The following is a 22,686-nucleotide window of genomic DNA, read 5'->3' on the forward strand; positions in this document are numbered from 1 at the left end:
CGCACACCCCGCTGGACGACGGCCGGTACGACACAGGAGACATGACATGACCGTCCTCGCCAGAGGAATCGAGGTCACCCGCCGCTACGGTGACGTGCTCGCGCTCGACCGCGTTTCGCTCGACATCAGGGCAGGCGAGCTGGTCGGGCTGCTCGGCCCGAACGGCGCCGGCAAGTCCACCCTCATCAACCTCCTCGTCGGGCTGCGCCGGCCGACGTCGGGCACGGTGGAGCTGTTCGGCGGCCCGCCCGCCGACCCGGTCGCACGGCGGGGCATCGGCGTGACCCCCCAGGAGACCGGGCTGCCGGAGTCGCTGCGGGTCGGCGAGATCGTCGACTTCGTCTCCGCGCACTTCCCCGAGCGCTATGGCACGGCGGAACTGCTGGCCAGGTTCGGTCTCGGCGACCTGGCCAGGCGGCAGGTCGGGGGACTGTCCGGCGGGCAACGGCGGCGGCTGGCGGTGGCGCTGGCCTTCGCGGGCCGGCCGCGGCTGGTGTTCCTCGACGAGCCCACCACCGGGCTGGACGTGGAGGCCAGGCGAACCCTGTGGGAGGGGATCAGGAGCTTCCACGACGACGGCGGCACCGTGGTGCTGACCAGCCACTATCTGGAGGAGATCGAGGCGCTGGCGCAGCGGGTGGTGGTGATCGGCCGGGGCCGGGTGCTGGCCGACGGCACCGTGCGGGCCATGCGCGATGTGGTGGGCGTGCGCCGGGTCTCCTTCGCGGCGCCGGCCGTACCCGATCTGCCCGGGATCTTGCGGAGCTCGGTCGAGGACGGCCGGGTGCACCTGCTCACCACCGACTCCGACCTGCTGGTCGCCGAACTGGTACGCGCCGGGACGGCCTTCGCCGACCTGGAGGTGCGGCCGACCTCGCTGGAAGAGGCCTTCATCACCATCACCTCCGAGGAGGACGCTCGTGCCTAGCCTCACCCTCACCCACCTGCGCTACCAGTTCCTGGAGCAACTGCGCGTCCCGATCGCGCTGGTGGCGAGCGCGTTCTTCCCCGCGGCCGCGATGCTGGCGTTCGTGGTGCCCTTCACCGGCGCCGACCCGGCGAGCGCCACGTCGGCGACGGCCGGGATGATGCTCTTCGGCGCCATGTCGTCGGCGCTGATCGGGCTGAGCGTCAGCGTGGCACAGGACCGCGAGCGGCCTTGGGACCCCTACCTGCGCACACTGCCTGCCGGCCCGCTGCCCCGCTTCGCCGGCCGCATCCTGACCACGATGGCCGGCATGCTGCTGTCGGTGGTGCCGGTCCTGCTCATCTCGGCCTTCCTCACCGCCGCCGCCATCTCCCCGCCCCGCCTGGTGCTGGGCATCGGCGCGCTGCTGCTGGGCTCCGTGCCGTTCATGCTGATGGGTCTTTTCATCGGGTACGCGGTGTCGTCCAAGGCGGCGATCGCGGTGTCGCAGGTGGCGTACTTCCCGATCGCGGCGCTGGGCGGGCTGCTGATGCCGCTGGAGGTCATGCCGGGGTTCGTGCAGTCCCTGGCGCCGTTCGTACCCAGCCGGGGGGCGATCGAGCTCATGTGGGCCGCGGTGGCGGGCCGCACCCCTTCTCCCGTCTCCGTGGTCGCCTTCACCGCCTGGATCATCGTCGCCGGGGCCGCCGCCACCTGGGCCTACCGCCGGGACGAGGGCCGCCGCTTCTCCTGATCCCTCCCCGGTAGCGCAGCAGGTGCAGGATCTGCCCGCCGAGTCCCGCCGGCCGGCATGAGGCCGGTGGGACCGGCTCCCACGATGATCACATCGGTGTCGGTCACGGGGCTTTTCCTTCTTCGAGGTCGCGGGCCACGGTGGCGGCCGGGGTGTGCAGGATGCCGTCGAAGGCGTCCAGGACGGGGGTGTGCAGGAAGGTGCTCTGCAGCCGGATGCGGTCGGGGCCGGTGGCGGCGAGCTGTGTGCGGGCCGGGCGGAGGCCGGCGACGCTGAGCCCGAGGCCGGCGCCGGCGAAGGCGGCTTCGACGCTGCCCGGCTCGGGCGGCCGCAGTGCGGTGTCCTCGATGCGGAAGCCGAAGCGCGCCTTCTCGTCGCGGATCATCTCTCCGGTGTGGCCGCCGGTGCTGGTCAGGCCGAGGGCGAAGTACGCGTCGCCGAGCGCGTTGTGCAGGTGCTGCCCCATGGGGAAGCCGGTGAGCTGCCCGTTGAAGGAGATGGGTGCCTTCTGGATGTGGGCGTTGTGGGCGGCCAGCACGATGCGGGTGCCGGGCTCGCAGCGCTCCAGGTGCCACAGGACCGACCCGGCCATGTAGACGTCGCGGGCCGAGGTGTCGGCGGTCAGCCCGGTTCCGGCGAACAGGCCGGCCATGGCACGGAAGCCGTAGTCGGCCTGGCAGGCGCCTTCGAGGCGGCGCAGGGCGATGTCGTAGCCGTGCTGGTCGCCGCGGGAGACGTACAGCGGCTCGACGGCGCGGAACCGGATGAGCAGGCGGGTCAGGGCGGCGGTGAGGGCGTCCTGGTCGGCGGCGGGCAGGCGGGCCCACGCGGGCGCGCTCGAGGCGGCGGAGGTTCCGGCGAACGATTCGGCGATCCGCGTCGCCGTCTGGACGGCCGGGAGGGCTTCGGGGTCGATCTGGCGCAGGTAGTCGGCGACCGGGGTCAAGGCGGGGAGCAGGGAGCCACCGGCCGCCGGGATGTCGATGCCGGCGAACCGCACCGGCCGCAGGGCCGTGGCGTTGTGCCGGCGGAGCCAGCGCAGCGGGTCGTCGACGCCCACGGGGACCGCCTCGGCGAGGTGGGCCGTCAGGTCGTCGTCCGTGCCCTCGCCCTGGGCCCAGGCGTCGAGGGGGAAGCCTTCGCTGAAGCCGTACTCGAAGGCCAGGACGGTGAAGCCGCAGCGTTCGACCAGGAATCGCAGCAGGCGCCGGCGCAGGCGAATGAACTCGTCGATGAAGTGGGAGTGCTCGCCGATCGCGACGACGCGCGCGTCGCCGATGAGGTCGCGTAGCGGCTCCAGGTCGTCGAGCGGCGCCTCGGGGTCGAGGTGGGTGAGCGGGGCGGCGTGGCGGCCCAGCCAGTCGGCGAACGGGTCGGGGTGGGGCGAAGCGGGCATGCTGATGGCTCGATTCTGGTGCTGGAAGGTCAGTGGACGGGTCTCAGGTCCTGCGCCGCCGCCACCTGCTCCAGGGCGCCGACGCTGCCGGACATGATGGTGCGGACGTGTTCGGTGATGAACTGGAGGGGCCAGTCCCACCAGGCGGTCGATGTCGGCATCGTTGTGGTGGCGGCGGATGAGCTTCGGTTACCCCCGGCGACGGAGCCGGACGCGGTGATCGCTCCGTGGCCGCTGCGGTGTCGGTATGACCGACCCGCCCCACCGCCGCGGTGCCGACCGGACCGAGGCCATCATGCGGACTGCGCTGGAGATCGGCTGCGCCGACATGAGCATCGAGGCGATCGCCGCCCGTGCGGGCGCGAGCAAGCGGACCATCCACCGCCGATGGTCATCCGAGGCGGCTCAACGAGCGGTTCATCACCCCACAGGCCGACAAGACCGCCGCCTGCCTGAAGACGGCCCGCGACCGGATCCTCGACGCCCCCACTCGGGTATATGACGCCCGGGTCCGCTGTTCATGACGTACGCTCCCCTCAGCCACTCTTAATGCGACAGTTTATACATTAAGATGGTGTCATGGCGCAGTCCACCGAGCAAACCGGGGGTGGGGTGGCGGAGCCCTCCGCCACCCCACGCCGTCGCCGCCCGGGCGGCCGTACCGAGCGCATCCGCGCGCAGGTGCTCGACGCGGTCGGCGCCGAACTGGCCGAACGCGGCTACGACGCGCTCACCCTGGACACCGTCGCGGCCCGCGCGGGCGTACACCGCGCGACCGTGTATCGGCGCTGGCGGGACGTCGGCGGCCTGCTCGCCGACTTCTGCGCGGCCACCGCCGACGACGACTGGCAGCCGGAGGACACCGGCTCCCTGGAGGGCGACCTCGCGGCGCTCAACCGGGAGAACCTGGCGGCACTGACCGTCCAGCCGTCGATCGCCGCCGCTCTGCTCGCCGCCTCGTTCCGCTCCGAGGAGGCCGCGCGCGGCCTGCGGCGGCTGTGGGCGGACCGCTACGCCCGCTGCGAGATCATCGTCGCGCGCGCCGTACGACGCGGCGAACTGCCGCCGGCCACCGACGCACGGCGACTGCTCGTCACCGCCACCGCACCGCTCTACCACGAGGTGATCCTGCTGGGCACGCCGCCCGGCCTGGACCCGGACCTGCCGGGCCGGGCGGCCAGGACCGCGGTCCTCGCGGCCGGCGCCGGCGCCTTCAGCCGCCCCACGCCCGCGAACGACCCCTCCGAGGGCCTGTCCTAGAGCCGGTACGAAGTTGGGATCGCCTGCGAATCCTGGTCGGCCGTCGGGCATGGCGCGTGGAGAACTCACCGACTGGGCTTTGATCGAGCCTCACCTGCGTCGGGGAGAGGAACGAGAACACTCTTGGCCGAGGCTTTCCCGTGACCTTGTCACGATAAGGACAAGTTTCACTACATTGAGGTTGTGGGCACCTGGCGGTCAAGGCTGCCCCCACGGTCGATCCGGGGGCGCCTTACGATGTTGAGCGTCGTCTGCACGCTGCTCATCCTGATCCCCGTGGGCCTGCTGATGAGCGCGATGATCTCGCGGACGGTCGCCGATGCCATGTGGAACGGGACCGAGCAGCAGGCGATCCTGGTGGCGGCGAACGTCCGCAGCGGCACTCTGCACCACGTGATCATGCCTACGGTGCCGGGTGCGGAGCTGATCCAGGTCGTGGCGCCGGGCGGGCGAATTCTCGCTGCCTCCCCCGACGCCGGTGACCGGCAACCGATGGACAGGGTCTGGCCCGCGCCCGGCGACACGATTCAGGATCTGCAGACATGCGCCAACCCCGCGCCGGGCTGCCTGCGCCTCAGCGCGCTCCGGGTGGATTCCGCAGCCGGATCCCCGGTGGTCTACGCTGCCGATCGCACCACGGCCATGACATCCACCGTGTTGGACGACATCCTCGTGGCCGCACAGGCCGCCCTCCTCACCGCCGTCGTCGGCTGGATCACCTGGAACGTCACCGGGCGCATTCTGCGCCCCGTCGAGTCGATAACCTCACAGCTCGACACGATCACCTTCAACGACCTGAGCCGTCGCATCCCCGAACCGGCGGGACGCGACGAGATCGCCAGGCTGGTCCACGCGCTCAACCAGACCCTGATCCGGCTGGAACGGGCCACGCACCAGCAACGACGGTTCGTCACCGACGCCTCGCACGAACTACGCACCCCGCTGGCCGGCCTGCGCGTCAAGCTGGAAGAGGCCCAGATGAACCCGCAGGACATCAACCACGACGACCTGCTCGGCCACACCCTCGGCGACGTCGACCGCCTCCAGGCCATCACCACCGACCTGCTCCTGCTCGCCGGGCTCGAATCCGGCTCGGCGACACATCGCGAGAGCGTGGACCTCACCGACCTCATCCGTACCGAGCTGAACCGCCGGGCCGACCGCATCCCCGTCAAGGCTCGTCTGCAGGACGGTCTCACCGTGGACGGCACGCCGACCCAGCTCGTCCGGCTGCTGACCAATCTCCTGGACAACGCAGAACGCCACGCCCGTGACCGGGTCGAGGTAGAACTGCGCGGCGACGACGGCCAGGCTCTCCTGACCGTCCGCGACGACGGCCCCGGAATCCCCGAAGCCGACCGCGAACGAATCTTCGAACGCTTCACCCGCCTGGACACCGCCCGCAGCCGCCACCAAGGCGGCACCGGCCTCGGCCTGGCGATCGCCAAGGACATCGCCCACGCCCACTCCGGAACCATCACCGTGCGAAACTCCGCGCACGGCGGCGCCCACTTCGACGTCCGGCTCCCCCTCTCCCCAAGGCCCGCAAACCACCCCACCTCCGGCACATGACGCCCCTCGGGTTCGGCCGGTCGGCGAGGTGCCGCTCGGTATGAGCCCGGCCAGGCGACCGGGCCCGTAAGCGGGCTGAGAGGCTGGCGGGCGTGACAGTTGATGCGGTCGAGGAGTTCGAGCGGCACCGCTCGAAGCTGTTCGGGTTGGCCTATCGGATGCTGGGTTCGGCAGAGGAGGCCGAGGACGTCGTCCAGGACGCCTTCCTGCGTTGGCATCAGGCGAGCGCTGTGGAGTCGCCGTGGGCGTGGCTGGCCAAGGTCGTCACCAACCTGTGTGTGAACCGGTTGACGTCCGCGCGTGCCCGCCGGGAGAGCTACGTCGGCTCCTGGCTGCCGGAGCCGGTGCTGACCGCGGGCGGCGCTCTGGGCCCGCTGGACAGCGCCGAGCAGCGGGAGTTCGTCTCGCTGGCCTTCCTGGTGCTGCTGGAAAGGCTCAATCCGGTGGAGCGCGCGGTGTTCGTCCTGCGCGAAGCCTTCGGCTACAGCCATCGGGAGGTGGCCGAGGTCATCAACTCCTCCGAGGCGAATTCCCGGCAGTTGTACACCCGGGCTCGCCGGCGCCTGGCCGAGGCGCGTGGTCGCTCCGATCGCCGATCGGACCAGAGCCACCGCCGCGACCTGGTGGAGAGCTTCCTGGCCGCCGCGAAGCAGGGGGACCTGCCGGGGTTGGAGAAGGTGCTGGCCGAGGACGTGACCGTGTGGGTGGACGGTGGCGGCAAGGTCGGCGCCGCCCGGCGGCCCGTCTCCGGCGTCTCCCAGGTGGCGCGCTACTTGGTGGGGTCGTTCAGCATCGCCGGTGACGGGGTGCGGCTGTCGGCCGCCGAGGTGAACGGCGCACTGGGGCTGCTGGCCCGGGCCGGCGAGGAGCTGGTCGGCGTGCTGGTGCCGGAGACGTCGGAGGGCCGGATCAGCGGGATTCGCATCATCGCCAACCCCGACAAGCTCCGGTTGTCACATTCCGGAGGTCTATCCGGTTCTTAACGGGTGACCGTCTCCCGCCGGACCCGGCGTGAGGCGGTGACCTGACAGCCGCGCGAGGCCGGAAGACCGGCATCGCGCTCTCCGCGGAGGATTCCACCCGTGACGAACCTGATCCTGGTGACGGGCGGCACCGGCCGGCTCGGCCGCACGCTCGTGCCACAGCTTCTGTCGGACGGTCATGCCGTCCGCGTGCTGAGCCGCAGGCCGCCGTCGGATGAGCAGACGTGGCACGGTGACCTGCTCACCGGTGAGGGCCTGGAGGAGGCGGTCGACGGCGTCGGGGTGATCGTCCACTGCGCGACCGGTAACGGCCGTGCGGACATCGCCGGCACGCGCAACCTCATCCAGACGGCGGTGCGAGCCGGGCGTCCGCATCTGATGTACGTGTCCATCGTCGGCGTCGGCCGGGTGGACATGGCCTACTACCGGGCGAAGCTGGCCTGCGAGCAGCTCGTGGCACGCTCCGCCCTGCCATGGACGATCCAGCGGACGACCCAGTTCCACGAGCTCATCGTCTGGATGTGCACGATCCAGCGCCGGCTGCCGGTGATCGTGATGCCCAGCGGGGTCAGCTTCCAGCCCGTCGACGCCGGCGAGGTGGCCGCCCGGCTGGTGAGGCTGGCCGGCGCGCGACCGGCCGGGCGGGTGCCGGACATGGGCGGGCCCGAGGTGCGCCCCGCCGCCGACCTGGCCCGCGCCTACGCCCGCTCGCGCTCCAGCCGCCGGCCGGTGCTGTCGGTGCCGATGCCGGGGGCCGGCATCCGCGGCTACCGCGACGGGGGACATCTGACCCCTGAGCACGCCGACGGACGCATCACCTTCGAGCAGTTCCTCGCCGCATGAGCGCCCGCACCTGGCTGCGCGCGGGCCTGGCCTTCCTCGCCGTCACGCAGTTCGCCGTGGGAGGTTGGGCGCTGTTGTTCCCGCGCTCGTTCTTCGACATCCCCTGGGTGGGCATGCGCATGCCGTACAACGCGCATCTGATGATGGACTACGGCGCGATGAGCCTGGCCACGTCGGTGGTGCTGGGCGTGGCCGTTCTCGTCGTACGGCGGAGCATGGCCCGTACGGCGCTCGCCATGTACCTGGTGTTCGCCGCGCCGCACCTGGTGATCCACATCCAGATGCTGCACCATCTCACGCCCGCTGAACGCGTGCCGTTGCTGGCCGCACTCACCGTGGCCGTCGTGATCCCGCTGGCACTGCTTCCGCTCACCAGCCGGCTGGAAAAGGCGTAATTCCTCCACCTGCCAGAGAAAGGCGTCTTCGTCATGCCGGAGAACGTGCCGTTGCCGATCCGCAGGGACGCGGCCTGCCCCTTCAGCCCCGACCCGGAGACGGCCCGGCGGCGTGCAACCGATCCCGTCTCGACCTCCCAGTCGCTCCTGCCGACCGGCGACCTCATCGACGTCCGGCTGGTCACCGGGTACAGCGCCGCCCGCGAAGCGCTCGCCTGCCCGCACCTGAGCAGCCGCCCGGACGCCAAGCTGAGAAAGTTGATCGGCGAGCAGGCCGGCTTCCTGGTGGCCATGGACCCGCCCGGCCACACCCGCGTCAGACGGCTGTTGACCGGCGAGTTCACCGTCCGGCGGATCAACGCCTTCCGCCCCCGCTTCGTCGAGCTCGTCGACGAAGCTCTGGACCGGATGGAACAGGCCAGGGGGCCGGTGGACCTGATGACCGCCTTCGCGTTGCCGCTGCCGTCACTGGTGATCTGCGAGCTGCTCGGCGTCCCGTATGAGGACCGCGCGGACTTCCAACGGCACAGCAACACCATGCTCGACCTCAGCCTCACCATGGAGGAGCAGTTCGCCAACGCCATGGAGATGTACACCTACATGGGCGATCTGGTGGCCGCCCAGCGCGAGAATCCCGGCGCGGACATCCTCGGCATGCTGGTCCGGGAGCACGGCGACGAACTCGGCGATGACGACCTGATCGGCATCGGCAATCTCCTGCTGATCGCCGGGCACGAGACCACAGCCAACATGCTCGGCCTCGGCACCCTGCTCCTGCTGCGTCACCCCGACCAGCTTGCGCTGGTGCGGGACGAGCCCGAGGTGGTCAACGGCGCGATCGAGGAGATGCTGCGCTACCTGTCGATCGTCAACAACGGCGCCATCCGCACCGCGACCGAGGAGTTCACCCTCGCCGGCCAGGTGATCCACGAGGGCGAACGGGTGGCGGTCTCCCTGCCCTCGGCCAACCGTGACCCGGCGCTGATGGCCGCGCCCGACACCTTCGACGTCACCCGCCGCCCCAGCGCTCACGTCGCCTTCGGGCACGGCATCCACCAATGCCTCGGCCAGCAACTGGCCCGCATGGAGCTCCGTCTCGCCCTGCCCGCCCTCCTGCGCCGATTTCCCACGCTACGGCTCGCCGTGCCACATGAGGAGCTGCGCTACCGCGAGCCGGCACCCGTCAACGGCGTGCTCTCCCTCCCGGTGACCTGGTGATCACCATGGACAGCAGCATCGACGGAGCAGCATCCCCGAACGAGCGCCCCTCCGGAGCCGCGGCCGCTTTGGAAGGTGCCGAGTCCGGTAGGGCCGGGCCGCGGCGAAGGCGGTGCAGGCGCCGGCCGCACCAGCCGCCGTCTGCGCCGTGGCGGGGGTTGGTCGGTTAGCTGAGCAAGCCGCGTCGGTACCCCTCGCCGACGGCGGCGGCGCGGTCGCGGACGCCGAGTTTGTCGTAGATGTGCAGCAGGTGGGTCTTGATGCTGGCCTCGCTGATGAAGAGTTTGGCGGCCGCCTGGCGATTGGAGGCGCCGTCGGCGACGAGGGCGAGGACCTGCAGTTCGCGGTCGGTGAGGGCGGCCTTGACCGGTCGGCGTACCTGGCCCATCAGGCGGCCGGCGACCGAGGGGGACAGGACCGGCTCGCCCGCGGCGGCGGCGCGGACGGCGCGCAGGAGTTCCTCGGTGGGGGCGTCTTTGAGGAGGTAGCCGGTGGCGCCGGCTTCGATGGCGGGCAGGACGTCGGAGTCGCCGTCGAAGGTGGTCAGGACGAGGACCTTGATGTGCGGGTGGGACCGGCGCAGGGCGGTGATGGCGGTGACGCCGTCCATCTCGGGCATGCGCAGGTCCATGAGGACGATGTCGACGTCGAGGGCGGCGGCGCGGTCGATGCCTTCGCGGCCGTTGGCGGCTTCTCCGGCGACGTCGATGTCGGGTTCGGTCTCGAAGGCGGCGCGCAGGCCGTCACGGACGATGGGGTGGTCGTCGACGAGGAGGAGGCGGATCACCGGGGGTTTCCTTGGAGCGCGGGGACGGTGGCGCTGACGGCGGTGCCCTCGCCGGGCGTGCTCTCGATCTCGAGGGAGCCGCCGACGCCGCGTAGGCGTTGTCTCATGCTGCTGAGGCCGAATCCTTTGCTGTCGGGGTTGTGGATGCCGGTGCCGTTGTCGCGGATGTCGAGCAGGACGACGGTGCCGGTGTAGGAGAGGGTGAGGCCGGCGCGGGTGGCGTGGGCGTGTTTGGCGACGTTGTTGAGGGCTTCCTGGGCGACGCGGAAGAGGGTGACGTCGATGACGGGGCTGAGGGGGACGCGGTCGCCGGTCACTTCGACGTGGAGGTCGACGCCGGTGCTCTGGCTCCAGTTGCGGGCCAGGGTGGTCATGGCTTCGGGGAGGTGAGCGTCTTCGAGCTGGTGGGGCTGGAGAGCGGAGACGGAGCGGCGGGCTTCGGTGAGGCTGTCCTGGGCGAGGTTGAGCGCGAGTGTGACGTGGGTGCCGGAGTCCTCGACGCGTTGGGCGGCGCGGAGCTGGGTGATGATGCCGGTGAGACCTTGGGCGAGGGTGTCGTGGATCTCGCGGGCCATGCGCTGGCGTTCGTCGAGGATGCCGGCCTGGTGGGCTTGGGTGAGGAGCTGGGCGTGGAGGTCGGCGTTCTCCGCCATGGCGGTCTGGAGGTCGTTGACTGCTTTGCGGTATTTGCGCTGCCGGTCCTCGATCTTGATGCCGGCGATGGAGCCGCCGCCGATGGCAACGGTCTGCACGGCGATGATCGCCAGGTAGAAGACGATGAGCTGGGCGGTGGCCTGGGCCCAGTCGAGCGTCGAGCCGTACAGGACGAAGGAGGTGGCGGCGACGGCGGCGAAGGTCCACTTGGAGGGAGCGAAGTTGGCGGCGAGGAAGTAGCCGGAGATGCAGTAGATGAGATAGATGGGGTCGTGGAAGGAGAGCAGCGCGGCGCTGGCCAGGACGCCGGCGAAGTGAACGGTGACGACGACCCGGCGTCCGCGCAGGGCCTTGGGCAGGAGGGTGTGGGCGCCGAGATTCCAGGTGAGGGCCAGGGCGGTGAGCGCGAGAGTACGGAGGATCCCGCCTTCGGGCTGGTTGGGTGAGGCCAGGCTGATGACCAGGGAAGCGGCGAGGGTGATGTAGGGGATGATCTCGACGACGCGGTCGAAGCGCTGCTCCCAGGCCGAAGGCGGGAAGGGGTCGTTCATCCGGAGCGTGCTCCTCTCCGCGGCTATGGATGGCTTTCACCTGGTTTCGGCAGATGAGGGCGAGTTTAGGCGCATGGGGAGCAGGATGGCGTAGCCGTACATGAGCAACCCCAGGGCGATCATGAAGATGACGGTGGGCCATTGCCAGACCGGCGGGAGATGAAGGGCGAGGAACCAGCCGCGGTCATCGATGCCGATGATCTTCATGACCATGGGCACGACTCCCTGGGGGAACAGCGGAAGCCAGGCGATGAGGTAGCTGATCGTGACGCCGATGCGGTGCGGGATGGGCAGGTCCGCGGTGGTGGGTTTGTCGGGTTGGGGCGCCGGGCCGTGCTTCATGAGGTTGAGCAGATCGATCCCGTGGTTCTCGAGTCTGCGGTAGGCGATCCTGCCGAATCCCCAGGCGCACAGGGCGCCGGTCAGCACACCGGTGGCGATGCCGGCCCAGGGGTGGAGGAGGATGGCGCCGGCCGCGGGCAGGGCGGTGGCGGGGACCGCGAGGAGCACGAGCCAGGCGAGGCTGGTTTCGGCGCTTTCGTCGGCCCCGGTGCTGAGCGGGTTGCCGCCGCGCTTGTGCGGGTCGGTGCCGGGGACGAGCGAGGTGACGGCGAGCAGGACGATGATCCCGGCGCCGCCGCCGAGGAGGGCGGGGAGCAGGCCGAGCACCCACGGCCAGGCCCACGTCTGGCCGCTGACGAGGGTGCCGATCAGGGAGAGGATGACGGCGGCCGGGCCGACGACGAGGAGCCAGGCCCGCTGGCGGCCACGTACGTCGGCGCGCTCCGCGCCGGGGATCATGAGGGTGAGCCAGAGGGCGGTCCCGTCGGCGCCGTAGAGGTTGGCCGAGGACGCGGCGGCCATCACGATCGCGATGAGTCCCGTGAAGGGGACCATGACCCAGATGTCGAGGGCGAGGAGCAGGAGGGGGGTGACGATGGCGTAGGAGAAGGCGGTGGCGAGGAGCTGGATGCGGACGAGGTCACGCCACCAGGCGCGCAGTTCCCTGGCGGCGGCGATGCGGGCGCCGCCGGCGCCGGGGAAGGGACGGGGCGTGCCCCGGCGGGGTGGCACACCCCCGCGCGCGGCCGAGACGACGCGCCGCGCCAGCAGGCCGGCCCAGGCGGCCAGGAGGAGGACGATCACGCCGGCGTTGGCGGCGAGGATGGCCAGGGCGAGAGGCCAGGAGGCTTCGATGGCGGCCACGCCCCATCCGGAGGGCAGGACGCGGACGAGGATCTCGGACCAGGCGGCGGTGTCGGTGGCGCCCATCGCTGCGACGGGTGCCCAGCCGTTGCTGCACAGGGCGATGGCGGTGCCGGTCACGATGCCGACGGCGGCTGCGGTGGCGCGCGATCTGACGAACAGCCCGATGAGCGCCACGATGACGCGGGAGATCATCACCATGGTGACGAGCGTGGTGAGGGCTGCTGCCAGGCCGATGAGCACGCCGGCCGGGCCGAAGCGCCAGCCGTACACGGGCAGGGACAGCAGGGCGAGGAGATTGACCGCGGGTGCGGGGCCCGCGAAAGCTCCGGCGAGCAGTGCCGGCGCGATCCGGCCTGGCCTGGCCGGGAGCATGGAGAAGTACTCGGGGCGCAGGGCCTCGTTGCCGCCCCCGATGAAGATGGGGCCGAAGATCCAGCCGGACAGCCACACGGCCAGGGTGATCGGCAGGTAGGCGGGCCACAGGACGGCGACGGCGATCGTGCCGAAGGCCAGGATCAGCCCGAGCGAGACACCGGTGTAGAGGTTGGTGGCCTGGTCGCCGCGCAGGGAGTTGCGCATGACGGCCAGCCGCATGCGGATCATGTGCTGTGCCAGGGCGGTCGGGCCGGGAGTCAGGAGGTGAGCCATGCCAGCCCCTCCGTTCCGCCGGTGCGGGCGCCGACGAGGCCGACGAAGGCGTCCTCCAGCGTTCCGGCGCCGCGTACGTCGGCCAGCGGCCCGGCGGCTACCACGCGGCCGTCCGAGATGACGCCCACGTGGTCGCAGAGCTGCTCGACGAGGGCCATGACGTGACTGGAGATGATCACGGAGCCGCCGTTGGCCGCGAACCTGCGCAGGATGGTCTTGATCGTGGCCGCGGAGACGGGGTCGACGGCCTCGAAGGGCTCGTCCAGGACGAGCAGGCGGGGCGCGTGCAGGAGGGCGACGGCCAGGCCGATCTTCTTGCGCATGCCGGTGGAGTACTCGATGACCAGGGTCCGTTCCGCGGAGTCGAGTTCGAGGACCTGGAGGAGTTCGTCGGTGCGCTCGGCGACGACGGCGGGCGGCATGCCGCGCAGCAGGCCGAGGTAGGTGAGGACCTCGCGGCCGGTGAGCCGTTCCGGCATGGCGTTGCCGTCGGGCAGCACGCCGATCAGTCCTTTGGCCCGGACGGTGTCACGCCAGACGTCGACGCCGAAGATCTCGGCGCTGCCGGCGTCGGGGCGGAGCAGGCCGACGGCCATGGCCAGGGTGGTGGTCTTGCCTGCGCCGTTGGGGCCGACCAGGCCGTAGAAGGATCCGGCGGGGACGGTGAGGTGGATGTCGTCGACGGCCTTGTGGTCGCCGAAGGCTTTGCGGAGTCCGATGGTGCGCAGGGCGGGCTCCCGGTGTGTTGGCATGCCTTGAGAATCGCGCGGGGGCAGGGGGTGGTGGATCGTCCGGCCGGAGAGCGGGATGGTGGATTCCGGCATCAACCGATCGGTTGATGCGGGGAGAGCGGCTGGTCCGTGGTGCGGGTCTCAGCGCCGCGGTCCGCGGCACCTGGTCGGAGAGGGCGAGCCGGCTTGTTTCCTGATCCCCCGCGAGAGCTACCGCGGATGTCCGTCTCAGGGGGATGGCACGCCTCGCCCTGATCCCTAGTCTCCTTCTGACCGCACAGAACGCTGCGGAAACTTGATCGAGAGGATCGCGATCGTGGCGTCTACGGAGCACCCGAGCAGCACTCTTCCGCAAGCCGGCCTCTCCACGGGTCGACGCCGGTTGCGCAGATTCCGGTTCCCCGTCCTGCTGGTCGCGTTGTTCGGTGTGATGGTGGTGACCGCGGGGATCAACCAGTTCGTCGCGCCCGCACCGATCCTCGCCCTGCCGGTGGGGATAGGTCTGGCCGTCGCGGGTCTGACCTGCTATCACTGGCTTTGCCGGACCGTCGAACTCCGTCCGAGCATCTCCGAACTCGACAGGACAGGTAGACGGTCCCAGTTGCGGCGCGGGACGCTGCTCGGCGCCGGCCTGTTCACCGTGGTGATGGTGCTGATCGCGGTCTTCGGCGGCTGGCAGAGCCTGTCCTTCGGCTCCTTCGGCGGCTTCCTCGGCACCGCGGGCATGATGGCGAGCGTCGCCGTGGCCGAAGAACTCCTCTTTCGCGGGGTCGTGTTCCGCATCATGGAGGAACACGTCGGCACCGTGATCGCCTTGGCCGTATCCACGCTGCTGTTCGGGGCGACACACCTGGTCAACGCCAACGCCACGCTGTGGGGCGCGCTCGCGATCGCCTTGACGGGCGGAGCCATGACAACCGCCGCCTACGTCGTCACCCGCTCGCTGTGGTTGCCGATCGGCCTGCACTTCGCCTGGAACTTCACCCATACCGGGATCTTCGGTGTCATGCTCTCCGGATCGGACGCACCGGTCCACGGCCTGCTGAACGTCACGCTGTCCGGCCCGTCCGTACTGACCGGCGGCGCTTTCGGCCCTGAAGCCAGCCTGCTCACCCTGCTGGTCTGCCTGGCGCCCACGATCTTCCTGCTGCGGCGCGCCGCGCGCACCGGTCAGATCCGCCCACGCCCCACCAGGACGTCCGCCTGACGGTTGCCACCGCGGCCTTCTGGTACGTGGGTCGTGGCCGTCGTTAGGCTTGCCCGATGTTCGCGAACGTCACTCGTTCAGTGCGCTCCTGGCCGGACTCGTGGCGGGCCGGCCCCGTCTTCGCCAAGGACGGCGCGCTCGCGGCGGTGCTCACGCTGGCGGCGTTCGTACCGACGCTGGACACCATCGCGGCGCGGCTCGGCGACCTGCCCGGACGCCCGGCCGACCTGCCGGCGCTGGCGCTGACCGTGGCCCAGTCGGCGCCGCTGGCTCTGCGCAGCCGGTGGCCGGCGGCGAGCCTGGCGGTCATCGGCATCGCCTTCGCGGCCCATCAGGCGCTGGCCTACCCGCCGACCTTCGCCAGCATCGGGCTCTATCTCGCGGTGTACGCGGCCGGAGCCCATCAGGCCCGGTTCCGTCGCGGCGTCGCCGCTGGGACGACCGCGGGTTATGCCGCACTCGCGGTCGTGCTGCACAGCCTCGGGTCACCCAATCGGGCTCTGGACTTCCTCGCCTTCTACCTGACGCTGGTGGTGATCTGGATGGCCGGTGCGGGAATGCGCCGGTGGCGGGCGGAAGAGGCCGAGCACCGCCGGCTCAGCGCGGACGTGGCCAGGGCCGCCGAGCGGGCACGCATCGCCCGGGAACTGCACGACGTCGTCACGCATCACGTGACCGCCATGGTGATCCAGGCCGACGCGGCACAGTTCGTCGTCGGCACGGCGCCGGATCGCGCCGGATCGGGGCTCGCCGCCATCAGCGACACCGGACGCCGGGCGCTGACGGAGTTGCGGCACCTGCTCAACGTCCTGGAGGCGACCGGCGAGCCGGGCCCGGCCAACCGCACCCCGGCACTGGGCAGGATCGCCGACCTGGCCGAACAGGCCCGTCTGTCCGGCCAGCCGGTCGAGCTGAACGAGCACGGCCGGCAGCGGCCACGAACCGTGGACGTCGAACTGGCCGCCTACCGGGTGGTTCAGGAGGCGCTCACCAACGCCATGAAGCACGCGACAGGGCGGCGCACCGTCGTCACCGTGCACCATCACCCCGACCGCCTCACCGTCGAGGTGACCACCGACGGCCCCACCGGCCCGGAACCCGCGGATCCCGGGCCCACCACCCCCCTCGTGCCCGCGGGCGGGCGGGGACTGAACGGGCTGCGCCAGCGGCTGCGGATGCTCGACGGCGACCTGATCGTCGCGAGCCGGCCTGACGGCGGGTTCAGCGTGCGAGCCCTCATCCCCTCCGGGAGCCAGACATGACCGACGCCCCGATCAAGGTGCTCATCTGCGAGGACCAGGAACTCGTCCGGGCCGGCTACCTGACCATCTTCTCCGCCCAGCCCGACATGGAGGTGGTCGGCGAGGCCGCGGACGGTCGCGCGGCTGTCGAGGCCGCACGCCGGTTACGTCCCGACGTCATCGTGATGGACATCCGCATGCCCATCCTGGACGGCATCGAGGCCACTCGCCAACTGGCCGGTCCCGGCGCCACCGCTCCGGCGAAGGTGCTGGTCGTCACCACCTTCAACGTCGACGAGTACGTCTACGAAGCGCTCAAGGCCGGAGCCAGCGGCTTCCTGCTCAAAGACGCCCCGCCGGCGGAACTGGCCAACGGCGTACGAACCATCGCCCGCGGAGACTCCCTGCTGGCCCCCGCCGTCACCCGCACCCTCATCGGCCACATCGCCGACCGGCTCCGCCCCTCCGCTACCTCCAAACCGGCCAGGGACCGGATCATCAGAGCGCTGACCGCCCGCGAGCTCGAGGTGCTCGAACAACTCTCCGCCGGTCTGTCGAACGCGGAGATCGCCGGCAGGCTGTTCATCGCCCCCGAGACCGTGAAGACCTACATCTCGCGGATCCTGACGAAGCTGCAACTGCGCGACCGCGTGCAGGCGGTCGTCCTCGCCTACCAGGCGGGACTCGTCCGCGGCGACGACTGAACCACGATTCGTCCCGCACCGCTGAAGCCCGGGTGTAGCGCATCAGCCTGCGGAGCTTTGCCCCAGTTCTCATCGAGGGGATCGCCAGGCAGCCACGATTTGACCGGTCCGCGTCCCGGCTCGGGCTCCCACGCTTTCTTCCTCGGATTCCAGCGGAGCGTGGCCTCCCGCAGCGAATCGGCCGAGAGGTCGATTTCCTAGCGAATTCGATCACCTCACGCCGCATGGGTAACTCGGTGTTTCTGCAGGGCGGCTCCGCCCGCGCGGGGTTGGCGAAGGCGGTGCACCACGCGACGGAGCCGCCCCAGTCGTGCCCGACCAGGTGGAAGCGATCGGCGCCCAGGGTGTCGGCCACGTCCAGCACGTCCTGAACCAGGTGCGGCATCCGATACGCCGCCACCTCCGCGGGGCGTGCTCCGGGGGAGTATCCGCGCTGGTCGAAGGCCACGGCGCGGCAGCCCGCCGCGGCAAGCTCCGCGACGCCGGCTACTCGGCCGGTCCGGAGGTGGGAGGGACGTTCTGGTCTCCGCACTGCCGCCGCCGGGAGTCCTGACCGGCCACGACCGTGACGGCCCCACCCGGCGGGGCCGTCCGGCGCCGGATCAGCCGCAGTTCGCCCAGTCTGCGGAGGTGCCCTCCGCGCCGACGCTGCCGGAGAACTTCACGCACTTGCCGGGCGCGTCCAGCTTGACCGGACCGGCGTAGTACTTGAAGTTGCCGCTGTCGGTGGCGCTGCCCCCGCCCTGGACGTCGAGCGTCGCGCTGACGGGACTCTCTTTCCCCACTCCCGCGTACTTCATCGTCACCACGCAGTTCTGTTCGGTGCCGGCGTTGTAGAGCTGGAAGGTCTCGCCGCCGCTGAACGACTGCGAGCGCTGTACGTAGAAGCCGGCCCCGCACACCTGGGCCGGTGCGTAGGGGTTCTTCGGCTCGGCCTGCGCGGGCGGGGGCGGCGGCGGGTCCGCGCTCCTGGGTGGCTCCGGCCTCGGCGGCTGGGTCGTCGGGGACTGTGTCGTGGGCGCCGGCGCGGGCGCCTGCGTGCTCATGGAGGGAGCCGGAGTCTCGGAGCTCCTCGTGGGGGACGGGGTGGGGTCCTGGGATCGCTGCGGTGTCCTGGTGGCGGTGCCGGAGGCCGTCGGTGTCGCCGTGACCGTCTTGGTCACCTGCGGCAAGGCCGTCCGAGTGGCCGGTGTGGCGGTCGGTTGCGGTGTCTTCTGCGAGGTGGTGGTCGGCTGCACGGTGGAAACCGGCTGGGTGGACGTGGGCGAAGGCGTGGGCACCGTGCTGTACACCGGCGCGGTCGGGACGTCCGACGGCTGCTCGGTGGGAAGGATGAGCGGGCCCACGCCGTCCTGGTCCGTGGCGGAGGAGGTGGCCCATGGCACGGTCACCTCCGGTTGTGGCCGGCCGGATTCCGGACCCAGTTGCGGAACCGGGTCACCGGCGCCGGTCTGCGCGTTCTGCTCCGACTCGATCAGAGCGGCGATGCCCCGGTCGGCCTCGCCTGCTGCGCCGACGCCAACCGAATTGACGGGCCGGGTCTCCGTGTAGTGACCGGCTCCCCAGATGGCGACGCCGGAGAGCACCATGAGTCCGGCCGCCGACGCGGCCATGGCGATCGGGAACTTGCGCCGCGGGGCGGGCGTCCCCACGACCGGCGCCTGCAGCATCTGGGGGCGCTTGGCGGATCCGCCGGGTGGTTGCGGAGGCTGCCACGACTGTTGCGGTTGCTGCAGCGGCATCGACTGCGGCCGTACGGGGACGCCTTCGATCGGCGCGCCGTCCCCCGGAGTGGGTGACGGGGCTGGTTGTTCGTACAGCGGCAGCTTGGGCGGGGCCTTCGCCGGTGACAGTGCCGCCGTGATCCCCGGCTCCGCGTACTGGCCGCCGAGCAGGCGCAACAGCGCGTCGTAGGTGGTCGGCCGCGGGTCGGCGTCCTTCGCCAGCGCCGCGAGCACCACACCCCGCAGCGGCTCGGTCAGCGCGCCCAGCGCGGGCGCGCCGGTCAGCACCGCCTCGGCGTCGTGGCCGAACGGCGCCTTTCCGGTGGCCGCGAAGACCACCGTGGCCGCCCAGGCGAACAGGTCCGCCGCGGAGCCGTACGGTTCGTCCCGCAGTTGCTCGGGGGAGCGGTAGCCGATCTCGCCGGCGGCCTCGCCAAGGTCCAGGTCGGTCACCCGGACACCGTCGACGCCCATGATCACGTTGTGCGGGGTCAGCCCCCGGTGCGTGACGCCCACCAGATGCGCGGCGGTCAGCGCGGTCAGCGTGCCGACGGCCATCCGCTCCAGCGCGTCAGTGTTGAGCGGCCCGTCGGCCGCCAGGGTCTCGGCGAGGCTGCGCCCCCGCACATGCTCACGGACGACGTAGAGACAGCCTTCGTGCAGACCGGCGTCCACCATTTTGGCGACGTGCAGACCGGAGACGCGCCGGACGCCGGTGAAACGCGCGACGCCGTTCGGGTCCGGCTCCCCGGCCAGCACCTTGATCACCCGAAGCGGCGCGTCGTCCGACTCCCGGCCGAGGAAGGTCGTCCCGCGCGGCCCCGCTGGCAGCCGGTCCGACAGAACGTAGTGACCCACGCTCTTTGGATCATCCGCTCGTAAAGGGCGCATGGATCTGTCTCCTTGTCGTTTGTCGTCGTGTTGTGGTGGTGGCCGGATCAGGCGCACCCAGCGGCCGGAGCCGACGGCGGCTAGGCCGGCTCGCCGGGTCTCCAACCGCGGCTTCGGCCGAGCGGCAGGACCAGCGCGAGTGCACCGGCCAGGGCCGTGAGGATCAGCGCGCCCGCCATCACGGCCAGCGAAAGATTTCTGGTCACGAAGTCCTCCGGCGGCACCTTGGCGATCGCGTCCGCCGAGATCGCCGCCGCAGGAGGCGGGGCCACCACCGGCCGGCCGTCGGGCTCGAACGGCAGCACGGCGCTGACCGCCAGCACCGGATTGACCATGCCCGCTCCGGTGCCCTCGCCGATGGAGCCGTCGGACGTGGCGATGATGCGCCGCCGTACCTGCTCCTGGTCGAGATGCGGGAACCTGGCGCGTACCAGTGCGGCGGTTCCGGAGACGTAGGCGGCGGCGAAGCTGGAGCCCTCAAGGTCCAGCTTGTACGCGCTGGGCGGCCACGGGGCGACGATGCCGACGCCTGGCCCCAGGACGCTCACGGGCGTGGCCGTGTTGGAGGAGTCGGCGCGGCGTCCGTCGGGTGTGGCCGAGCCGGCGGCCAGCACTCCTTCGTAGGAGCCCGGGTAGGCGGGGACGTTCTCGTTCTTCTCGGTGATGTTGCCCGCGGCGGCGACGATGACGATGTCGTGGGCCAGGGCGTTCTGGACGGCCGCCTTGAGCGCCGGATTGTCGGCCGCCTTGATCGAGATGTTGATGACGTCGGCTCTCAGTTGAACCGCCTTGTCGATGGCCGCGGCCAGGTTGGCGACGTGGCCCTGCGCCTGGTTGCTCTGTTTGAGTTCGATCACGGTCGCCTGCGGGGCCACCCCGTGAAAGGCGACGCCCGGGTAGAGGCGGCCGGCGATGATGCCGGTGACGGCGGTGCCGTGGCCGACGCAGTCGATGTGGCCGGTTCCGGTGAGGTCGACGAAGGTGGCGAACTGCCGCAGTTGCGGGTGCCGGGTGTCGAGACCGCTGTCGACGACGGCCACCCGTACGCCCGCCCCGGCGCTCAGCCTCCAGGCCGTCTTGATGTCGAGCCGCTGTTGCGCCCACGGCTCCCCACCAGGCAGCTTCACCGTGCCCGGTTCTGGGTCGCACTCCTCGGCGGCCGGCGTGACGGCCGCCGGGGAGGCGACCGCCGGACCGGCGGTGAGGACGAGGACCGATACGGCGGCCAGCAGCACCCGGCCGAGCATCGCGCTACTCGGTCGCGGGGTGGATGAGCCGGCCATCGCCTGATTCCTCGACCGGTCTGCCGGCGGCGAGCGGGACAACATCGAACACGGGCCTCTCGGGCCTGAAATCCGCAGGCACGCACACCTGTCCTCGATCGGGGGTCGCATCCGTTCGAGAGGAAATCTTGCGCTGCCGGGTTCTCCCTGTCATTAGCAGAGAGCGCAGGATGTGTTGGTGCTGGGCGCAGGCCGCCCGCGGGACGGGTCGCGGAGCGGGGCGGTCAGTAAGGCCGGTAGCTGCCGCCTCCCTCCAGGGACGAGATGCCGGGATGGCCGCCGAGGTTCCCGTAGCGGCTGTAGGTGTACAGAACCCCCGCGATGATGTTGTCGACCGGGTCGAGGATCTTGCCGTGGCCGGGCAGAGCGTGCGCGTTGAACGTCGGTGGGATGGTCTGCATCAGACCCTGCGACGGTATTCCGTTCTTGGCGTTGATGTCCCAGTTGTTGATGGCACTGGGGTTGCCGCCGGACTCGTGGTAAATGATCGTCCAGACGCGCTGGACGTCCTGGGGGTCGTTCGGGTCCAGGTCGCCGACGTCGATGCCGCGTTCACGCATGACGTCCGCCATCTCGGGAGACCTGATGACGGTGAGCGCCTGCTTGATCCACTCGACGACCTCGGTCTTGGCCGCGGGCGTCCCGCTCGTCGGCGCGGCTCCGCCGGCTCCGGAGCCGGAGCCGCTACCGGCGCCCGCACCGCCCTGCTCCTGCGCGCCGCTCTCGTCGGCTGTCGCGGTCCAGACGACCTTCTGTTCGCCCGGGACGAAGTCCGGCCCGCCCGGAGGGGGGATGGCGGTGAAGAAGCCGAACCCCTGGGTCGGCTCGAGCTTGAGGTGTGTGTCCAGCGTGGTCATGGCGGTCGCGATGGCGTTCTCGGCCGTCGTGACGTGTGCCTGGGCCGAGGTGATGTTGCCGTTCATGAGACCGGTCAAGGTGGCGTCGGCGATCAGTGCGTCCTTCGCGGCGGCATCGCTCGCCGCGGGGTTCTGGGTCTTGTAGTTCGCCAGATGTTGCTGGGCGGTCGTGACCGCGTTCGTGGAGAGCGTCGCGATGTCCGCAGCGGCCTTCTCCATCGTCGTGGCGATGTCGTCGAGCGCCTTCGCGCAGGTGCCGACGGCGGCGTTGAAGGCGCCACCCGCCTGGGGATAGAGGCGGATGTGGCGGTCGAAGGCGTCCGCGGAGTCGCCCTCCCACTTCAGATCGACCTCGTTGATGTTCCGGATGAGCGCGGAGGTGACGTGCGCGGTACGGTGCGAGCATGATCGCCAGGCCGAGGCGATGCTCCTGATGCCCGCGACGTTGCCCGTCACCTTGTCGTGCAGGGCCTTCAGCTCCCCGCCACGGGGCAGATCGGTGATGGCCAGCGTGACCGCGGGGGTGGTCATGCGCCCGAATCCGTCTCCGCGGCGCGCAGGTTGGTCTCGACCTCGTCGAGTGCCCGCTCGACGAGGTCGAGCTTCGTGCGGCCGCTCTCGATCTCACCACCGATGCCCGACCAGATGTTCTGCATCTTGGTGGTCAGTTCCTGAGCTCTCGCCAGTGTGCCGAAGAGCGCGGGGTGCGTCACGGCGCCGGGGTCCACCGACTTGGTCTCTTTGATGATCTCGGCGAGGACGAAGGCCTTGGCGGTCTCGCGGACCCGTCCCCGGCACTCGTCGAACACCTGATAGGAAACATCGACTCGGCCTGTGCTCATGGGAGGGGAGCATAGAGGACATCGGATCG

Annotated in this window: 22 protein-coding genes and 1 pseudogene; 12 read left to right on the forward strand and 11 right to left on the reverse strand. The window is 70.8% G+C overall.

Annotated features, from left to right (window positions below):
* Positions 1–46: 46 nt before the first annotated feature.
* Both FAF44_RS04905 and FAF44_RS04910 read left to right on the forward strand, forming a co-directional pair.
* Entirely contained in the window at positions 47–928 is an 882-nt protein-coding gene (locus tag FAF44_RS04905) for an ABC transporter ATP-binding protein (RefSeq protein WP_237101786.1), read from the forward strand.
* The gene (locus tag FAF44_RS04910; RefSeq protein WP_237101787.1) at positions 921–1,661 is read left to right on the forward strand and encodes an ABC transporter permease; all 741 of its coding nucleotides are present in this window, start codon (positions 921–923) and stop codon (positions 1,659–1,661) included. Before FAF44_RS04905 ends, FAF44_RS04910 begins: the two co-directional genes overlap by 8 nt.
* A gap of 103 nt (positions 1,662–1,764) precedes the next feature.
* Here the strand turns inward: FAF44_RS04910 and FAF44_RS04915 are convergent, their stop codons facing one another.
* Positions 1,765–3,057 carry an erythromycin esterase family protein gene (locus FAF44_RS04915; RefSeq protein WP_237101788.1) on the reverse strand — a complete coding sequence of 431 codons (1,293 nt, stop codon included), beginning with the start codon at positions 3,055–3,057 and terminating at the stop codon, positions 1,765–1,767.
* A gap of 29 nt (positions 3,058–3,086) precedes the next feature.
* Entirely contained in the window at positions 3,087–3,218 is a 132-nt protein-coding gene (locus FAF44_RS54415) for a hypothetical protein (RefSeq protein WP_272894067.1), read from the reverse strand.
* Between the two features lie 134 nt (positions 3,219–3,352).
* Here FAF44_RS54415 and FAF44_RS04920 point away from each other — a divergent pair, with 134 nt between their 5' ends.
* From FAF44_RS04920 to FAF44_RS04950, 7 genes are all read left to right on the forward strand, one after another.
* The gene (locus tag FAF44_RS04920) at positions 3,353–3,559 is read left to right on the forward strand and encodes a TetR family transcriptional regulator (RefSeq protein WP_272894076.1); all 207 of its coding nucleotides are present in this window, start codon (positions 3,353–3,355) and stop codon (positions 3,557–3,559) included.
* Between the two features lie 77 nt (positions 3,560–3,636).
* Positions 3,637–4,317: a TetR/AcrR family transcriptional regulator gene (locus FAF44_RS04925; protein ID WP_237101789.1), complete on the forward strand. Its 681-nt coding sequence runs from the start codon at positions 3,637–3,639 to the stop codon at positions 4,315–4,317.
* A 237-nt stretch (positions 4,318–4,554) separates the two neighbouring features.
* Positions 4,555–5,889: a cell wall metabolism sensor histidine kinase WalK gene (locus tag FAF44_RS04930; RefSeq protein ID WP_237101790.1), complete on the forward strand. Its 1,335-nt coding sequence runs from the start codon at positions 4,555–4,557 to the stop codon at positions 5,887–5,889.
* 92 nt (positions 5,890–5,981) lie between these two features.
* The gene (locus FAF44_RS04935; RefSeq protein ID WP_237101791.1) at positions 5,982–6,872 is read left to right on the forward strand and encodes an RNA polymerase sigma-70 factor; all 891 of its coding nucleotides are present in this window, start codon (positions 5,982–5,984) and stop codon (positions 6,870–6,872) included.
* 99 nt (positions 6,873–6,971) lie between these two features.
* Positions 6,972–7,715: an SDR family oxidoreductase gene (locus FAF44_RS04940; RefSeq protein ID WP_237101792.1), complete on the forward strand. Its 744-nt coding sequence runs from the start codon at positions 6,972–6,974 to the stop codon at positions 7,713–7,715.
* Positions 7,712–8,110: a hypothetical protein gene (locus FAF44_RS04945; protein WP_237101793.1), complete on the forward strand. Its 399-nt coding sequence runs from the start codon at positions 7,712–7,714 to the stop codon at positions 8,108–8,110. The genes FAF44_RS04940 and FAF44_RS04945 overlap by 4 nt, the downstream gene beginning before the upstream one ends.
* A gap of 33 nt (positions 8,111–8,143) precedes the next feature.
* Positions 8,144–9,328 carry a cytochrome P450 gene (locus FAF44_RS04950; protein ID WP_237101794.1) on the forward strand — a complete coding sequence of 395 codons (1,185 nt, stop codon included), beginning with the start codon at positions 8,144–8,146 and terminating at the stop codon, positions 9,326–9,328.
* Positions 9,329–9,494: 166 nt separating this feature from the next.
* Here the strand turns inward: FAF44_RS04950 and FAF44_RS04955 are convergent, their stop codons facing one another.
* Genes FAF44_RS04955 through FAF44_RS04970 form a run of 4 tightly spaced genes read right to left on the reverse strand, consistent with a single transcriptional unit; the run spans position 9,495 to position 13,929 of the window.
* Positions 9,495–10,115, reverse strand: coding sequence for a response regulator transcription factor (locus FAF44_RS04955; protein WP_237101795.1), 621 nt, complete (start codon positions 10,113–10,115; stop codon positions 9,495–9,497).
* Positions 10,112–11,320: a sensor histidine kinase gene (locus FAF44_RS04960; RefSeq protein ID WP_237101796.1), complete on the reverse strand. Its 1,209-nt coding sequence runs from the start codon at positions 11,318–11,320 to the stop codon at positions 10,112–10,114. The genes FAF44_RS04955 and FAF44_RS04960 overlap by 4 nt, the downstream gene beginning before the upstream one ends.
* Positions 11,321–11,356: 36 nt before the next feature.
* Positions 11,357–13,177, reverse strand: a complete 1,821-nt coding sequence (locus FAF44_RS04965) for a hypothetical protein (protein ID WP_237101797.1) — start codon at positions 13,175–13,177, stop codon at positions 11,357–11,359.
* Positions 13,162–13,929 carry an ABC transporter ATP-binding protein gene (locus FAF44_RS04970; RefSeq protein ID WP_237101798.1) on the reverse strand — a complete coding sequence of 256 codons (768 nt, stop codon included), beginning with the start codon at positions 13,927–13,929 and terminating at the stop codon, positions 13,162–13,164. Before FAF44_RS04970 ends, FAF44_RS04965 begins: the two co-directional genes overlap by 16 nt.
* 274 nt (positions 13,930–14,203) lie before the next feature.
* Between FAF44_RS04970 and FAF44_RS04975 the strand changes: the two genes are divergently transcribed.
* Genes FAF44_RS04975 through FAF44_RS04985 form a run of 3 tightly spaced genes read left to right on the forward strand, consistent with a single transcriptional unit; the run spans position 14,204 to position 17,060 of the window.
* Positions 14,204–15,115, forward strand: a complete 912-nt coding sequence (locus tag FAF44_RS04975) for a CPBP family intramembrane glutamic endopeptidase (protein ID WP_237101799.1) — start codon at positions 14,204–14,206, stop codon at positions 15,113–15,115.
* A gap of 56 nt (positions 15,116–15,171) precedes the next feature.
* Positions 15,172–16,377 (forward strand): sensor histidine kinase, encoded by a 1,206-nt coding sequence (locus tag FAF44_RS04980; RefSeq protein ID WP_237101800.1) that lies wholly within the window; start codon positions 15,172–15,174, stop codon positions 16,375–16,377.
* Complete coding sequence (locus tag FAF44_RS04985) at positions 16,374–17,060, forward strand: response regulator transcription factor (protein ID WP_237101801.1); 687 nt, start codon at positions 16,374–16,376, stop codon at positions 17,058–17,060. The genes FAF44_RS04980 and FAF44_RS04985 overlap by 4 nt, the downstream gene beginning before the upstream one ends.
* Before the next feature lie 256 nt (positions 17,061–17,316).
* Here the strand turns inward: FAF44_RS04985 and FAF44_RS04990 are convergent.
* The 5 genes and pseudogenes from FAF44_RS04990 to FAF44_RS05010 form a co-directional block, all read right to left on the reverse strand.
* Positions 17,317–17,592: pseudogene (locus FAF44_RS04990) on the reverse strand (alpha/beta fold hydrolase); the annotation flags it as partial.
* Between the two features lie 70 nt (positions 17,593–17,662).
* On the reverse strand, positions 17,663–19,642 hold the full coding sequence (locus FAF44_RS04995) for a hypothetical protein (protein ID WP_237101802.1): 1,980 nt from the start codon (positions 19,640–19,642) through the stop codon (positions 17,663–17,665).
* A 113-nt stretch (positions 19,643–19,755) separates the two neighbouring features.
* Positions 19,756–20,958: a S8 family serine peptidase gene (locus FAF44_RS05000; RefSeq protein ID WP_237101803.1), complete on the reverse strand. Its 1,203-nt coding sequence runs from the start codon at positions 20,956–20,958 to the stop codon at positions 19,756–19,758.
* A gap of 224 nt (positions 20,959–21,182) precedes the next feature.
* Positions 21,183–22,346 (reverse strand): transglycosylase SLT domain-containing protein, encoded by a 1,164-nt coding sequence (locus FAF44_RS05005; RefSeq protein ID WP_237101804.1) that lies wholly within the window; start codon positions 22,344–22,346, stop codon positions 21,183–21,185.
* On the reverse strand, positions 22,343–22,657 hold the full coding sequence (locus tag FAF44_RS05010) for a hypothetical protein (protein ID WP_237101805.1): 315 nt from the start codon (positions 22,655–22,657) through the stop codon (positions 22,343–22,345). The genes FAF44_RS05005 and FAF44_RS05010 overlap by 4 nt, the downstream gene beginning before the upstream one ends.
* Positions 22,658–22,686 lie beyond the last annotated feature (29 nt).

This window comes from Nonomuraea sp. MG754425, from assembly GCF_021699195.1.
GTDB lineage: Bacteria > Actinomycetota > Actinomycetes > Streptosporangiales > Streptosporangiaceae > Nonomuraea.